This window comes from Lentzea sp. NPDC060358, assembly GCF_042725365.1.
In the GTDB taxonomy this organism is placed as follows: domain Bacteria; phylum Actinomycetota; class Actinomycetes; order Mycobacteriales; family Pseudonocardiaceae; genus Lentzea.
Window position 1 is genome coordinate 22,972 of record NZ_JBHXCW010000047.1, and the last position, 17,633, is coordinate 40,604.

Sequence of the window (17,633 nt, forward strand, 5' to 3'; positions counted from 1 at the left end):
GGGCATTTCTCATGTCCGCAGACCGTGCTGCGGTGAATTCCCGTGAGTCCCGACCGTGTGGCTGGAGGAAGTGGCGTGGTGCTTTTCCCGGAAGTGCGCGACGTGGCCGGGAGTGTGCGGCGCAATGCCGAACGCGGTCCGGACAGGCCCGCATTCGGTGACGCGGACCGCGTGCTTTCCTGGGGCGAGGTGGAGCAGCGCACCTCCCGCCTCGCGGGACACCTGGCGGGGCTCGGTGCCGGGCGCGGCGACCGCGTCGCGCTGGTGCTGGGCAACCGGGCGGAGACCGCGGAGGCCTACCTCGCGGTCACCAGGGCCGCCGCGGTCGGCGTCCCCGCCGACCCGCGGTCCACCGACGCCGAGCTCGGCCACCTGCTCGACGACAGCGGTGCGCGGGTCGTGTTCCTCGACGCCTCCGAGGCGCACCGGCTCGACCGCGTCCGGGCCGGCCGCGACCTGGTGGTCGTGGTCGTCGGCGACCACGACGGCACCGGTTTCGACGCCGTGCACGAGGTCCTCGCGACCACCGCCGCCCCGGCCCCGCGCGACGACCTCGGGCCGGACGAGATCGCCTGGCAGCTCTACACCTCCGGCACCACCGGCAAGCCCAAGGGCGTGCTCTCCACCCAGCGCACCTGCCTGTGGACCGTCGAGAACTGCTACATCGGCCTGCTCGGACTGTCCGAAGAGGACAGGCTGATGTGGCCGCTGCCGATGTTCCACAGCCTCTCCCACATCCTGTGCGTGCTCGGCACCACGACCGCGGGCGCGTCGGCCACGATCGCCGCGGGGTTCGACGCCGGCGAGATCGCCGCCGCCCTGCGCGACGGCACCCACACCGTGCTCGCGGGCGTGCCGACCATGTACCACCGCCTGCTCGCCACCGGCGTCACGACGTCGGGCACCGCGCCGAGGCTGTGCCTGTGCACCGGCGCCGTCGCGAGCGCCGAGCTGCGCGCGGACTTCGAACGCGCCCACGGCGTGCGGCTGGTCGACAGCTACGGCAGCACCGAGACCTGCGGCGCCATCACCACCGGCCGCCCGGACGACCTCGGCGGCGACGGCACGTGCGGCGCCCCGGTGCCGGGGCTGTCGGTCCGCCTGGTCGACCCCGACACCGGCCGGGACGGGCGGACCGGCGAGGTGTGGGTCAGCGGCCCCAGCCTGATGCTCGGCTACCACGGCCTGCCGGAGGAGACCGCGGCCGCGCTCGACGGCGGCTGGTACCGCACCGGCGACCTCGCCCGCGCCGACGAGCAGGGCCGCCTCACCGTCACCGGCCGCGTCAAGGACCTCGTCATCCGCGGCGGGGAGAACGTCAACCCCGGCGAGGTCGAGGAGGTCCTGCGCGGCGCTCCCGGTGTCGCCGACGTGGCCGTGGCCGGTCTGCCGCACGACGAGCTCGGCGAGGTCGTCGCCGCCTACGTGGTGCCCGACCCCGGCCGCGCGCCGGACCCCGCCGCCCTGCTCGCCCGGTGCCGGGAACGCCTGTCGCACTTCAAGGTCCCGGAGGAGCTGCACGAGATCGCGGCCGTGCCGCGCACGGCGTCGGGCAAGGTGCGCCGGCAGGAGCTGCGCACCACGCCGTCCCGCCTGCTGCGCACCGGCCCCGCCCGGCACGAGGCGGTGCGCCGGCTCGACTGGGTCCCGGTGGAGGTCCCGGCCGGCACGCCACCCGGCCACGTCGTGTTCACGCCACCGCCCGCCCACGGCCCGGCGGAGACCCGCGCGCTGGTGGACCGGGTCGAGGCCTACGTGCGCGACCGGCTCACCGGTCCGCTGCTGGTCGTCGTGACGCGCGGCGCGGTGGCGGCCGACGGCGAGGCGCCGGACCCGGCGGGGGCCGCGGTGTGGGGGTTGCTGCGGTGCGTGCAGGCCGCCCACCCGGGACGGCTCGTGCTGGCGGACCTCGCCGCTCGTGCCGGTGACGGGGAGCTCCTGGCCGGCGGTGGGTCGGGGTTGGTGGACGGCGGCGAGGTGTCGCCCGCCGCCGTGACGGGTGGTGGGCCGCAGGTCGCGCCGCGAGACGACCACGAGCTCCTGGCCGCCGCCCTGGCCGCCGGCGAACCGCAGTTCGCGCTGCGGGACGGGCGGGTGCTCGTCCCCCGGCTGGTCCGCACCTCGCCCGCGGGCGGCCCGGCCGCGGGCCCCGTCGCCGTCGTCGGCGAGGACGACGCGATCGCCCATCACCTGCGGGCCAGGCGCGCGGGTGAGGCGCTCACCACCGACCTGTCCGCCGCGGCCACCGTCGTGCACGTCGCCGGCGGCACCGACTTCGACGCGGCGTGGGACCTCTACCGCCAGATCCCGCGGGACGCGCTCCTCGTCGTGGTGGACTCCGCCGACGCCGTGCTCGGCACCCCTGGCGCCTCTGCCACGCCTGCCGCGCCCGCCACCGCCGCCGCCCCCGCCACCCCTGGCGCCTCTGCCGCCCCTGCCGCGCCCGCCACCGCCACCGCCACCCCTGGCGCCTCTGCCACCCCTGCCGCGCTCGGCACCCCCGCCGCCCCTGCCGCGTCCAGCACCTCCAGCACCTCCAGCACCTCCAGCACCTCCAGCACCTCCACCACCCCCGCCGCGCACCGCGAGGCCGCCGTCTCCGCCTTCCGCGCGGCGCTCGCCGCCGGCCGGGGCGGCGTCCACCTCGCCCAGGGACCACGACTGTCCGAACAGGACCGCGCCGACGCCCTCGACGCGGCGCTGTCGTCGGCGGACGCCCAGGTCGTCGTGCTGCGCCACGCTCCGGAGGGCCCGCAATCCGTGGTGCTGCGGCCCGTTCGGCACGGCGGGCTCGACGGCGTCGACCCCGCCGACCGGGAACGGGTGGTGCGGCGGATCGTCTCCGCCGAGGCCGCCGCCGTCCTCGGCCTGCGCCGCGGCGAGCACGTCGACGAGCACACCGCGTTCAAGGACCTCGGGCTCAGCTCCGCCACCGCCGTCGAGCTGCGCAACCGCGTCGCGGAGATCACCGGTGTGGCGTTGCCGCCCACCGCCGCGTTCGACCACCCCACCGCCGCCGCGCTCGCCGCGCGCGTGATCGCCCTGCTCGACGCCGTTCCCGATGCGCCGCAACGGGACGAGGGACCTGCCGTGGACGACGGCGACCCGATCGTCGTGGTCGGCATGAGCTGCCGGTACGGCGGGGGAGTGGGGTCGCCGGAGGACCTGTGGCGGCTGCTGGCCGAGGGGCGGGCCGCCATGTCGGAGTTCCCCGCCGACCGCGGCTGGGACCTGGACTCGCTCTACCACCCCGATCCCGACACCCCCGGCACCACCTACGCGCGGGCGGGCGGCTTCCTGCGGGAGGCCGCCGCGTTCGACGCCTCGTTCTTCGGCATCAACCCGCGCGAGGCGCTGGCGATGGACCCGCAGCAGCGGGTCCTGCTGGAGGTCGCGTGGGAGGCGTTCGAACGGGCGGGGATCGACCCGGAGTCGTTGCGCGGCACCGACACGGGTGTGTTCGCGGGCGCGATGTTCCACGACTACGGCGCCCGGCTCGACAGCGTGCCCGAGGACGTCGAGGGCTACCTGAGCACCGGCAGCGCGGGCAGCGTGCTGTCCGGCCGCATCGCCTACACCCTGGGCCTGGAGGGACCTGCCGTCACGGTCGACACGGCGTGCTCCTCGTCGCTGGTGGCGCTGCACCTGGCCGCGGCGGCGCTGCGGCGCGGCGAATGCGACCTGGCGGTGGCGGGCGGTGTCGCGGTGATGTCGACGCCGGAGCCGTTCGTCGACTTCAGCCGCCAGCGGGTGCTGGCCCCGGACGACCGGTGCAAGCCCTTCGCCGCGGGCGCCGACGGCACCGTGTGGGGTGAGGGCGCGGGTGTGCTGCTGGTGGAACGGCTGTCCGACGCGCGCCGCCGCGGTCACCGGGTCCTCGCCGTGCTGCGCGGCAGCGCGGTCAACCAGGACGGCGCGTCCAACGGGCTCACCGCCCCCAGCGGTCCCGCCCAGCAGCGGGTCATCCGGCGGGCGCTCACCGCCGCGGGCCTGGGACCGTCCGATGTGGACGCCGTCGAGGCGCACGGCACCGGTACCCCGCTGGGCGACCCCATCGAGGCGCAGGCGGTGTTCGCCACCTACGGCCGCGACCGCGCGGCCGCCCCGCTGCTGCTCGGCTCGGTCAAGGGCAACCTCGGCCACACGCAGTCCGCCGCGGGCGTCGCGGGCGTCATCAAGATGATCATGGCGATGCGCGCGGGCGTGCTGCCGGCGACCCTGCACACCGACGCCCCCACCCCGCACGTCGACTGGTCGCCCGGCACCGTCCGGCTGATCACCGAGACGACCCCGTGGCCGGAGGTCGACCGGCCCCGCCGCGCCGCCGTGTCGTCGTTCGGGGTCAGCGGCACCAACGCCCACGTCGTCCTCGAGCACTGGCAGGCCGACGAGCAGGCGCCCGCGCCGTCGGACGCCGTCGTGGCGTGGCCGGTCTCGGCCCACACCCCCAGCGCGCTGCGCGCCCAGGCCGAGGCGTTGCTGCGGCACGCCCGGACCGGGGAATCTTTGCGTCCCAACGACATCGGTCGCACCCTGCTCACGCGCGCCCACCTCCCGCACCGCGCGGTCGTCGTCGGAACGGACCGCGACGCGCTGCTGCGCGACCTGGAGACCATCGCCGCGGGAGAACCAGCAGACGGTGTCGCGCACGGCGTCGCCGGCCCCGACCGCCGGCCCGTCTTCGTCTTCCCCGGGCAGGGGTCGCAGTGGCACGGCATGGCGGTCGAGCTGCTGGCCACCTCCGAGGTGTTCCGCGAGAGCGTCCGCCGGTGCGACGCCGCGTTCGCCGAGTTCGTCGACTGGTCGGTGTCCGAGGTCCTGGCCGAGTCGGCCGACCTCACCCGGCTCGACGTGGTGCAGCCCGTGCTGTTCACCACGATGGTGTCGCTGGCCGAGGTGTGGAAGTCGCGGGGCGTGCTGCCCGCCGCGGTGGTCGGCCACAGCCAGGGCGAGATCGCGGCGGCCCACGTCGCGGGCGCCCTCTCGCTGCGTGACGCGGCACGGATCGTCGCGTTGCGCGGCAAGGCGTGGACGACCCTGACGACCGCGGGCGCGATGGCGTCCGTGCGGTTGCCGGAGGAGGAGGTGCAGCGACGCCTCGAACCGTGGAACGGCCGGTTGTCGGTCGCCGCCGTCAACGGTCCCGCGTCGGTCGCGGTGTCCGGTGACGCCGACGCCGTGGAGGAGCTCGTGCTCGGCCTGGAGGCGGAGGGCGTGCGCGTCCGGCGCATCCGCGGCGCGAACGGCGCGGGGCACTCCGCCCAGGTCGAGGTGCTGCGCGACCACCTGCTCGACGTCCTCGCGCCGGTGCGCCCGCTGCGCGGCGACGTGCCGTTCTACTCCACCGTCGCCGGCGGCCGGTTCGACACCACCGGGCTCGACACCGGCTACTGGTACCGCAACATGCGCGAGCCCGTCCGCTTCCACGCCGCGGTGGCGGCGCTGACCGAGGCGGGGCACGGCGCGTTCCTCGAGGTGAGTCCGCACCCGGTGCTGGGGCCCGCCGTGCAGGAGATCCTCGACGACGCCGGGTCCTCCGCCGCCGTGCTCGCCACCCTGCGCCGCGACCAGGGCGGCACCGCCCGTCTCCTGGCGGCCGCCGCGGAGGCGCACGTCGCGGGCCTGGCCGTCGACTGGGACGTCGTCGCACCACCCGGTGACGCGCACCTCGACCTGCCGACGTACGCGTTCCAGCACAAGGACTACTGGCTGCACTCCCCGCCCGCCGCGGGCGACGCCGCCGGTCTGGGGCTCACCGCCGCGGACCACCCGCTGCTCGGCGCCGCCGTCGACGTCGCCGACGACGGGTCCGTGCTGCTCACCGGCAGGCTCTCGACCCGCGACCACCCGTGGCTCGGCGCGGGTCCCGTGCCCGCCGCGGTGTTCGTCGAACTGGCCGTGCGCGCCGGCGACGAGGTCGGCTGCGACGTCGTCGCCGCGCTCACCGCCGAGGCACCGCTCGTGCTGTCCGGCACGGCGCAGCTGCAGGTCCGCGTCGGGCGCCCGGCCGACGGGCTCAGGACGTTCTCCGTGCACGCCCGCTCGGGTGAGGCGTCATGGACCCGGCACGTCGTGGGCGTGCTCGGCGGACCCGCGCCGCAGTGGCGTGCCGACGGGGCGTTCACCGACGTGGCGCTGCCGGACGGCCTCCAGGCCGACGGCTTCGGCCTGCACCCCGCCCTGCTCGACGCCGCGCTCCCCGGCCACGCCGCGTCCTGGACCGGTGTGCGGCTGCACGCGACCGGCGCGACCGCGCTGCGGGTGGCGCTGTCCGAGCACGACGGCACCACGTCGCTGGTCGCCCTCGACGCCGCGGGCGCCCCCGTGCTCACCGCGCAGGCCGTGCGGATCGAGGACGAGCCGACCGCGCCGGCGGTGACGGGCGACGGGCGGCTGCTGGTCACCCGGTGGACGCCGGTCCCGGCCGGCACGCCCTCCGGTGAGCTGGTGGTCGAGGACTTCCCGGCGTCGACCGGCGACCCGGCCGGCGCGGTCCGCGCCGCCACCCGCCGCCTGCTCGGCCTGGTGCAGCACTGGCTCGCCGAGGACCGCGACCCCTCGTCCCGCCTCGTCCTCACGACCACGGGTGCCGTCGTCACCGGTGTCGACGACCCGGACACCGACCCGATGGCCGCGGCGGTGTGGGGCTTCGCCAGGGCCGCGCAGTCCGAACACCCCGGCCGCGTCGTGCTCGTCGACACCGGGGGAGCCGCCGGACTCCAGGAACTCGCTGCCGCCGTCGCCACGGGTGAACCCCAGCTCGCCCTGCGCGGCGGCAGCCTCCTCGTCCCCCGGCTCGTCGCGCACGTCCCGTCCGCGACCGCCGGCGCGACGTTCAACTCCTCTGGCACCGTGCTCGTCACCGGCGGCACCGGCACGCTGGGCAGCGCTCTAGCCCGCCACCTCGTCACGGCCCACGGCGTGCGGCGGCTGCTCCTGCTGAGCCGGCAGGGCCCGGCCGCGCCCTCCGCCGACGCGCTGCGGGCCGATCTCACCGCGGCGGGCGCGCACGTCGACATCGTGGCGTGCGACGTCGCCGACCGCGCCGCGCTGGAGAGCGCGCTCGCCACCGTGCCCGCCGAGCACCCGCTGACCGGTGTCGTGCACACCGCGGGCGCCCTGGACGACGGCGTGGTCGAGTCGCTGACCCCCGGCCGGCTGGACGCGGTGCTGCGGGTCAAGGCCGACGCCGCGCTGCACCTGCACGAGCTCACCGCCGGGAACGACCTGTCGGCGTTCGTCCTCTACTCCTCGATCGCCGGGGTCCTCGGCACGGCGGGGCAGGCCAACTACGCCGCCGCCAACGCGTTCCTCGACGGCCTCGGCCACGTCCGGCGCGCGGCCGGGCTGCCCGCCCTCGTCCTGCAGTGGGGCCTGTGGGCCGAACGCAGCGGCATGGCGGGACACCTCGACGCCGCCCACCTCGGCCGGCTCGGCGACGGCGGCGTCGCCCCGCTGTCCACTGAGGACGGACTCGCCCTGTTCGACGCGGCCTGCGCCGCGGGCGAGACCGTCGTCGTGCCCGTGCGGCTCGACCTCGGCGTCCTGCGCGCCCAGCACGCCGCCGGAACGGCTCCGGTGCTGCTGCACGGCCTGCTCGGCACCCGCCGCCGCCGGGCCGTGGTGGCGGCGGACCCGGCCGACGACGGCCCGCCGCTCGTGCGACGCCTGCGCGGCCTCGCCCCCGCCGAGCAGCGGCGGGAACTGCTGGACGTGGTGCGCTCCAGCGCCGCCGCGGTGCTGGGCCACGCCTCGCCGGACGACATCGCGGTCCGCTCCGCCTTCCGGGAGCTGGGCTTCGACTCGCTGACCGCGGTGCAGCTGCGCAACCGGCTCGCCACGGCCACCGGCCTGCGGCTGCCCGCGACCCTCGTCTTCGACCACCCCTCGCCGGACGTGCTCGCGGCGCACCTGCTCGCCGAGCTCGTCGGCGGCGAACAGGAGCAGGTGCCGGTCGAGGTGGTGCAGCCGGACGACGACGACCCGGTCGTCATCGTGTCGATGAGCTGCCGCTTCCCCGGTGGCGTCCGCGATCCCGAGGCGCTGTGGCGGCTGCTGGAGGAGGAACGGGACGCCGTCGGCGAGTTCCCCGCCGACCGCGGCTGGGACCTGGACTCGCTCTACCACGCCGATCCCCGGCACTCCGGCACGACCTCGACCCGGCACGGCGCGTTCCTCTACGACGCGGCCGAGTTCGACCACGGGTTCTTCGGCATCTCCCCGCGCGAGGCCGTGGCGATGGACCCGCAGCAGCGGCTGCTGCTGGAGACCGCGTGGGAGGCGTTCGAACGCGCGGGCATCGACCCGGCCTCCCTGCGCGGCGACCGGGTCGGCGTGTTCGTCGGCAGCAACGGGCAGGACTACACGACCCTGCTCGACGGCGCCGCGCGCGGCGGCGAGGGCTACCTGATCACCGGCAGCGCGGTCAGCGTCATGTCCGGTCGCATCGCGTACTTCCTGGGCCTGGAGGGGCCCGCGGTCACGGTGGACACGGCGTGTTCGTCGTCGCTGGTCGCGCTGCACCTGGCGGCGCAGGCGCTGCGGTCCGGCGAGTGCACCTCCGCGCTGGTCGCGGGCGTGACCGTGCTGTCCACGCCGGGCGCGTTCATCGAGTTCAGCAGCCAGGGCGGGCTCGCCCCGGACGGGCGGTGCAAGGCGTTCGCCGCCACCGCCGACGGCACGGGCTGGGGCGAGGGCGTCGGCGTGCTGCTGGTCGAGCGGTTGTCCGACGCCCGCCGCAAGGGGCACGAGGTGCTCGCGGTCGTGCGGGGTTCGGCGGTGAACCAGGACGGCGCGTCGAACGGCCTGACGGCGCCGAACGGCCCGTCGCAGCAACGGGTCATCCGGCAGGCGCTGGCCGCCGCCGGACTCGCACCGTCCGAAGTGGACGCCGTCGAGGCGCACGGCACCGGCACGGTCCTGGGCGACCCGATCGAGGCGCAGGCGTTGCTCGCGACCTATGGTCAGGATCGGGATCGGCCGTTGTGGCTGGGTTCGGTGAAGTCGAACATCGGGCACACGCAGGCGGCTGCGGGTGTTGCTGGTGTGATGAAGATGGTGCTGGCGATGCGCAATGGCGTGTTGCCGCGGACGTTGCACGTGGACGAGCCCACGGCTGAGGTCGACTGGTCGGCCGGTGCGGTGGAACTGCTGACCGAGGCACGGCCGTGGGACGCGGGAGACCGGCCCCGGCGCGCGGGTGTCTCCTCGTTCGGCGTGTCGGGCACCAACGCGCACGTGGTCCTGGAACAGCCGGAACCGGTCGAGCTCCCCGAACCCGACCGCGGGCCCGCGCGACCGCTGCCGTGGGTGCTGTCGGCCGCGTCCGCCACCGCGCTGCGCGAGCAGGCCGCTCGTCTCGCCGCCCACGTCGATGCCGACGTCCCGGCCGCGGACGTCGCGCTGTCGCTCGCCACCACGCGCGCCGCCCTGCCGCACCGCGGCGTCGTCGTCGCCGAGACCACCGAGGAGGCGGTGCGGGGCCTGCTGGCCCTCGCCTCCGGGACCTCCGCCGCGAACGTCCGCACCGGACTGACCGCGGACGCGGGCGCCGTCGCCTTCCTGTTCTCCGGCCAGGGCAGCCAACGCCCCGGCATGGGCCGCGAGCTGCACGCGGCGTTCCCGGTGTTCGCCACCGCGTTCGACGAGGTGTGCGCGCACTTCGACGCGCACCTGGACCACCCGCTGCGCGAGGTGCTGTTCGCCGCGCAGGGCACGCCCGAAGCCGCGCTGCTCGACCTCACGTCGTTCACCCAGGCCGGGCTGTTCGCCGTGCAGGTCGCCCTGCACCGGCAGTTCGAGCACTGGGGCGTGCGCCCCGGCCACGTGGCCGGGCACTCCATCGGCGAGCTGTCCGCCGCGCACGTCGCGGGTGTGTGGTCGCTCGCCGACGCCACCAGGCTGGTCGCCGCCCGCGGCCGGCTCATGGAGGCGCTGCCCCCCACCGGCGCGATGGTGTCGATCAGGGCCGCCGAGGACGCCGTGCGCGAGACCCTGACCGACGGCGTGGTCGTCGCGGCGGTCAACGGCCCGGAGTCCACCGTGGTCTCCGGCGACGAGGCCGCCGTGACCGCCGTCGCCGCGCTCTGGGAGGAACGCGGCCACCGGACCACCCGGCTGCGCGTCCGGCACGCGTTCCACTCGCCGCACGTGGACGCGGTGCTGGACGAGTTCCGCGCGGTCGCCGCCGGCCTCACCGCCTCCCTCCCGGCCATCCCGCTGGTGTCCACGCTGACCGGTGGCCCGGTCGGCGAGGAGGTGCTGAACGCCCGCTACTGGGCCGACCACCTGCGCCACGCCGTCCGGTTCGGCGACGCGGTCACGACACTGCTCGACGCCGGTGCGCGCACGTTCGTGGAGATCGGTCCCGGTGCCTCGCTCACCGGCCTGGTCGCGAACCGGGCGCCGCAGGGCGTGGCCGCCGTGGCGGCCCAGCGCTCCGACCGGCCCGCCGCGGCCGCGCTCGTGAGCGCCCTGGCCGAACTGCACGTGCGCGGCGTCGAGTGGGATCACGACGCCGTGCTGCGGCCCGCCGCCACCACGGCGCTGCCCACCTACGCGTTCCAGCGCAGCCGGCACTGGTGGCCGGAGGTGCCGGTCGCGGCGGACCCGTTCTGGTCGGCCGTCGAACGCGCCGACACCGACGAGCTCGCCACCCTGCTCGGCGTCGGCGGCGACCGCGAGTCCCTGGACGCGCTGCTGCCCGCCCTGTCGCGCTGGCACGACACCCGCCGCGACGCCCCCGAGTGGAGCTACGCGATCACCTGGGCGCCGGTGCCCGAGCCGTCCGCGCCGCTGACCGGCCGCTGGGCCGTCGTCGCCCCGGCCGGGTGCGCCGACGTCGCCGCACAGGCCGTGCGGGCGCTCGAACGGCGTGGTGCCACGGCCGTCGTCGTGGCGGCGGGAGACCCGCTGCCGGACGTGGACGGCGTGCTGTCCCTCGCCGCGCTGGCCGAGGGCCCGCACCCGGAGCACCCGTCGGTGCCGCTGGGCCTCGTGCTCACCGCGGACCTCGTCCGGTCCGCGAACGCTCCCTTGTGGACGGTGACCCGCGAGGCCGCCACGACGCCCGAACAGGCGCAGGTGTGGGGTTTCGGCCGGGTCGCGGCGCTGGAGCACCCGCACCGGTGGGGCGGTCTGGTCGACCTGCCCGCCGACGCCGGCGACCGCGCCTGGGACCTGGTGGCCGCCGCGCTCACCGGCACGACCGGCGAGGACCAGCTCGCCGTGCGCGCCGACGGGCTCGCGGGCCGCAGGCTCACCCGCGCGCCCCGCACCGCCTCCGGCACCTGGGACCCCGAGGGCACGGCACTGGTCACCGGCGGCACGGGCGCTCTCGGCGCCCACGTCGCCCGCAGGCTGGCCGCCGACGGCGTGCGGCACCTGGTGCTGCTCAGCCGCAGCGGCCCGGACGCGCCCGGTGCGGCACAGCTGGTGGACGAGCTCGCCGGGCTCGGTGCCACCGCGACCGTCACCGCGTGCGACGTGACCGACCGCGACGCGCTCGCCGCCGTGCTGGACGCGATCCCCGATCTCACGACCGTCGTGCACACCGCCGGGGTGCTCGCCGACGGCGTCGTCGACTCCCTCGACGCCGCCGCGTTCGCCCGCGTCCTGCCCGTCAAGGCCGACGCCGCCCGGTACCTGCACGAGCTGACCGCCGACCAGCCGCTGACCGCGTTCGTGCTGTTCTCGGCGTTCGCCGGAGCGGTGGGCGGCGCGGGACAGGGCAACTACGCCGCGGCCAACGCCCACCTCGACGCGCTCGCCGAGCACCGCAGGGCGCTCGGGCTGCCCGCCACCTCCCTCGCCTGGGGCGCCTGGGCGGGCTCCGGCATGGCCGACGACCCGGTGGTGGCCGAACGCCTGCGCCGCGACGGGGTCGGCGCGATGCGCCCCGACCTGGCCCTCGACGCGATGGTGCGAGCCGTCCGCGCCGGTACCGCCGTCACGGTGGTCACCGACGTCGACTGGGACCGGTTCGTCCCCGCGTTCACCGCCGTGCGCCGCAGCGCCCTGCTCGCCGGGTTCGCCGCCGAGCCGGAGCAGGCCGGGGACTCGGTGTGGGAACGCGTGCGGTCCGCCGCGCCGGCCGCGCGGCAGGGCCTGCTCGCCGACCTGGTGCGCACCGAGGCCGCCGCCGTCCTCGCGCTCGCCTCCGCCGCCGAGGTCGAACCGTGGAAACCGTTCCGCGACCTGGGTTTCGACTCGCTGACGTCGGTGGAGCTGCGGTCCCGGCTGGCCGCGGCCACCGGGCTGGCCCTGCCCGCGACCCTCGTGTTCGACCACCCGACGCCCGGCGACCTGGCGGCCCACCTGCTCGGCCTGGCACCGGGCCTCGCCTCGGCACCGGTCGTGGCCGACGCCGAGGTGGTGGCCGTCGACGACGACCCGATCGCCGTGGTGGCCATGAGCTGCCGGTTCCCCGGCGGCGTCACGTCACCGGAGGAGTTCTGGCAGCTGCTCGCCGAGGGCGGGGACGGTCTCGTGCCGTTCCCCGCCGACCGCGGCTGGGACCTGGCGGGCCTGTACGACCCGGAACCCGGCCTGCCCGGCCGCACCTACGTGAACACCGGGTCGTTCCTGCGGGACGCGGGGGAGTTCGACGCCGGGTTCTTCGGCATCTCCCCGCGCGAGGCGCTCGCGATGGACCCGCAGCAGCGCCAGTTCCTCGAGGTCTCCTGGGAGGCCGTCGAACGCGCGGGCATCGACCCCACCAGCCTGCGCGGCAGCCGGACCGGCGTGTTCGCGGGCACCAACGGCGGCCTGTACGCGGCACGGCTCGAGGCCGTCCCGGACGACGTCCAGGGCTACCTCGGCACCGGCAACTCCGCCAGCGTCGTCTCCGGCCGCGTCGCCTACACCTTCGGCCTGGAGGGGCCCGCGGTCACGGTCGACACGGCGTGTTCGTCGTCGCTGGTGGCGCTGCACCTGGCGGCGCAGGCGCTGCGCAACGGCGAGTGCTCGCTCGCCCTCGCCGGCGGCGTCACCGTCATGGCCTCGCCCGAGCCGTTCGTGGACTTCAGCCGTCAGCGCGGTCTCGCGCCCGACGGCCGGGTGAAGGCGTTCGCCGCCGGTGCCGACGGCACGGCGTGGGGCGAGGGCGTCGGCGTGCTCGTGCTGGAACGGTTGTCGGACGCGCGCCGCAACGGTCACGAGGTTCTGGCTGTGGTGCGGGGTTCGGCGGTGAACCAGGACGGCGCGTCGAACGGCCTGACCGCCCCGAACGGCCCGTCGCAGCAACGGGTCATCCGCGAGGCATTGCGTTCGGCGGGCCTCCAGCCGTCCGATGTGGACGCTGTCGAGGCGCACGGGACCGGTACCTCGCTGGGTGACCCGATCGAGGCGCAAGCCTTGATCGCCACCTACGGGCAGGACCGCGACCGGCCGCTCTGGCTGGGATCGGTGAAGTCCAACATCGGCCACACGCAGGCCGCCGCCGGTGTCGCCGGTGTCATCAAGATGGTGCTCGCCCTGCGGCACGGTGTGCTCCCGCCGACCTTGCACGTCGACCGCCCCACCGAGCACGTCGACTGGTCGGCGGGCGCGGTGGAGCTGCTGGACACGGCCCGGCCGTGGGACGTGCCGGACCGGCCGCGCCGGGCGGGTGTCTCCTCGTTCGGCATCTCCGGCACCAACGCCCACGTGATCCTCGAAGAGGCGGAGGCGGTGCCGCGGGAGACCACGCCCGCGATGTCCGGGCCGCTGCCGTGGGTGCTGTCGGCCAAGACCCCGGAAGCGTTGCGCGGTCAGGCACTCCGTCTCTCCACAGTGGAGGGTGAAGCGCCGGCCGTCGCGCGGTCGCTCGCGGTGGGCAGGGCGGTGTTCCCGCACCGCGCCGTGGTCGTCGCCGACGACCCGGACGGTCTGCGCGACGGACTCCGCGCATTGTCCGAAGACCGCGCGCACCCGTCGCTGGTCCGCGGCGAGGCACGGCCGGGCGGACTGGCCGTGCTGTTCACCGGCCAGGGCGCGCAACGCGCCGGCGCCGGACGTGAGCTGCACGCCCGCTTCCCCGCGTTCGCCGAGGCGTTCGACCTGGTGTGCGAGCACCTGGACCCGCACCTCGACCGGCCGCTGCGGGAGATCGCGTTCGCCGAGCCGGGAAGTCCGGAGGCCGTCGAGCTCGACCGCACCGGATGGGCGCAGCCCGTGCTCTTCGCCGTCGAGGTGGCGCTGTTCCGGCTGGTCGAGTCGTGGGGGATCACCCCGGACCACGTGCTGGGGCACTCCATCGGCGCGCTGTCCGCCGCCCACGTGGCGGGCGTCCTGGCACTCGACGACGCCTGCGCGCTCGTCGCCGCCCGCGGCCGGCTCATGCAGGCCCTGCCGGAGGGCGGCGCCATGGTGTCGGTGCGCGCCACCGAGGACGAGGTCCGCGCCGCGATCGCCGAACTGGGCGCGGAGGTGTCCGTCGCCGCCGTCAACGGTCCCGCGTCGGTCGTGGTGTCCGGCGCGGAGGAGCCGGTGCTGGCACTGGCGGACCTCCTCGCCGGACGCGGCCGCCGCACCCGGCGGCTGCGGGTGAGCCACGCCTTCCACTCGGCGCTGATGGAGCCCGTGCTGGAGGACTTCGGCCTCGTCGCCGACCGCGTCCGCCACCACGAGCCGCTCATCGCCGTGACCTCGGACCTCACCGGTGGTCCCGTGACCGCCGGGGAGATGGCGTCGGACCGGTACTGGGCGCGGCACCTGCGCGCACCCGTCCGGTTCGCCGACGGCGTGCGCTCACTGCTCGACCGGGGCGTGACGACGTTCCTGGAGCTCGGCCCGGACGCCGTGCTCACCGCGGCGGTGGGCGCCTGCCTCGACGGCGAACCGGCCGTCGCGGTACCGGTGCTGCGCCGGGACGTGCCCGAGGTCCTCGCCGCCACGACGGCGGTGGCACGCCTGCACACCCGCGGCGTCCCGGTCGACTGGGCGCGCTTCCTGCCCACGGCCGGGCACGTGGACCTGCCGACCTACGCGTTCGAGCACGAGCACTACTGGCTCACCGGCGGCCGGCGCACCGGCGACCTCGGCGCCGCCGGTCTCTCCGGCGTCGACCACGCCGTCGCCGCCGCGTTCGTGCGGCTGGCGGGGGAGGACGGCGCGCTGCTGACCGGCACGCTCTCCGCCGCCGCGCAGCCGTGGCTGACCGGCCGCACGGTCCACGGCGTCGTGGCGGTCCCGTCGTCGCTGTGGGCGGAGCTGGCGCTGCGGGCGTGCGACGAGGTCGGCTGCGACGTCCTGGAGGACCTCGCGGTGACGGCGCCGCTGGTGCTGTCCGGCGACATCCCGGTGGCGCTGCAGGTCCGGGTGGGACCGGACGAGGACGGCCGGCGCACGGTCGGCCTCTCCGCCCGCACCGGCGACGACCCGTGGACCACCCTCGCCACTGGTGTCGCGACCCGGTCTTCCACCCCGGAGCCGCGGCCGGTGCCGTGGCAGCCGGTCGGAACCGGGGTGCCGCTGCCGTACGACGAGGCGACGGAGGTCCGCCACAGCACGGCGCTGCGCGGACTGCGGTCGGCATGGCGGGACGGCGACACCCTGTTCGCCGAGGTCGAACTGCCGCAGGACGTCCCCGTCGAGGGGTACGGCCTGCACCCGGCGCTCCTCGACGCCGCCACCCACGCCCTGACCGGCGGGCTGCCGGCGCGGTGGAGCGGCGTGCGGCTGTACGCGACCGGCGCCAGGGCCGTGCGCGTGACGGCCACGCCCGCGGCCGGAGGCGGCACCGACCTCCTGCTCACCGACCACGACGGCGCCGCGGTGGCGTCGGCGACCGTCGCGCTCGAACCCGTGGACCCCGGGAGCTACGCCGCACACCGCGACGCTGTCCGTGACTCCCTGTTCCGGCTCGACTGGCAGCCGCACCCGGTGGCGGGCCCGGCGTCCGCGACCGTCGTGACCGCCGAGACCACCGCCGACGTCGACAAGGTGGCGGCCGAGGTGCTCGCGGGCGGTCCGGTGCCGGACGCGCTGGTGATCCGCCCGGTGCCGTCGCACGACCTGCCGCTCGCCGAGGCCGCCAGGGCGACGACGACCGACGTGCTGGCGCTCGTGCGCTCCTGGCTCGGCCAGGACGCGCTGGCCGGCACCGCGCTGGTGGTGCTCACCAGGGGTGCGACGACGGGGGAGGACCCCGCCGCCGCCACCACGTGGGGCCTCGTGCGCAGCGCCCAGGCCGAACACCCCGGACGGCTCGTGCTGGTCGACCTGACCGGCGACGAGGACCCGGCCACCGCGGCGCAGGCGCTCGCCACCGGCGAACCGCAGCTCGCGCTGCGCGACGGGACCTGGCTCGTGCCGCGGCTCGTCCGGCACGCCCCCGCCGCGGCCGGGGACGACCGCGCGTGGAGCGGCACCGTCCTCGTCACCGGCGCGACCGGCGGCATCGGCGCCCTGCTCGCCCGCCACCTCGTCGTCCACCACGGCGTGCGCGACCTGCTGCTCGCGAACCGGCGCGGCCCGGCGGCACCCGGTGCGGCCGAGCTCGTGGCGGAGCTCACCGCGCTCGGCGCCCACGCCGACCTCGTGGCGTGCGACGTCACCGACCGCGACGCCGTGGCGGACCTGGTGCGGGGTCGCGAGATCACGGCCGTCGTCCACGTCGCCGGCGTCAACGACGACGCCGTCGTCACCTCGCTCACCGACGAGCAGGTGGACCGCGTCCTGCGGGCCAAGGCCGACGCGGCGGTCGCCCTGCACGAGCTGACCGGACCGGGGCTCGGCGCGTTCGTCCTCTACTCGTCGGCCTCCGGCGTCATCGGCGGGCCCGCGCAGGGCAACTACGCCGCGGCGAACGCGTTCCTCGACGCGCTGGCCCAGCACCGGCACGCCCGCGGCCTGCCCGCCACCTCGGTGGCGTGGGGGCTGTGGGCCGAGTCCGCGGGCATGGCCGGCCGGCTCGACGATGCCGACCTGCGGCGGATGGCCAGGAACGGGGTCGTGCCGCTGTCGGCCGCCGACGGCCTGGCGCTGTTCGACGCCGCCGTCGCCGACGACGCACCGGCATCGGTCGCCGTCGGGCTCGACGTGACCGCGCTGCGGGCGGACGGCCCGGCCGTGCTGCGCGGGCTCGCGCCGGCCCGCCGCCGGGTCGCCGCCGCGGGAGCCGGTGCGCCGGGTGCCGGTGCTGCCGGTGCCGCCGCCCCCGGCCGGTTCGCCGCCCTGGCGCTCGCCGACCGCGAACGGGAGCTACTCGGTGTGATCACCGGCCACCTGTGCGCCGTGCTCGGTCACGCCTCGGCGTCGGCCGTCCAGCCCGACCGCGGGTTCCTCGAGCTGGGCGTCGACTCGCTCACCGCCGTCGAGCTGCGCACCCGGCTGGCCGGCGAGACGGGGCTCGCACTGCCCAGCACCACCGTGTTCGACCACCCCACGCCCGCCGCGCTGGCCGCGCACCTGGCCGGGATGCTCGCCGGGGACGGGGCGCTCGCGGTGTTCGACCGGATCGGTCCCGCCCTCGCCGGCCTGGAACCCGGCCGCGAGCGCGACGAGGTCGCGGCCCGGCTGGCCGACCTGCTGGCCCGGTGGCGCGGCACGCCGCAGACGGCGGCGGCGCGGGCGGCGGAGGTGGACGTGGACGAGGTGCTGTCGTTCCTGGACGAGGAGTTCGGCGCGGTGTGAGACCGCGGGCGGCACGGGAC

The 17,633-nt window shown here is 76.6% G+C and carries 1 protein-coding gene; it reads left to right on the plus strand.

Translation table 11 applies throughout. The annotated features are described in order from the left end of the window. Positions 1–75: 75 nt before the first annotated feature. Complete coding sequence (locus ACFWGZ_RS13320; protein ID WP_382451745.1) at positions 76–17,613, plus strand: type I polyketide synthase; 17,538 nt, start codon at positions 76–78, stop codon at positions 17,611–17,613. Positions 17,614–17,633 lie beyond the last annotated feature (20 nt).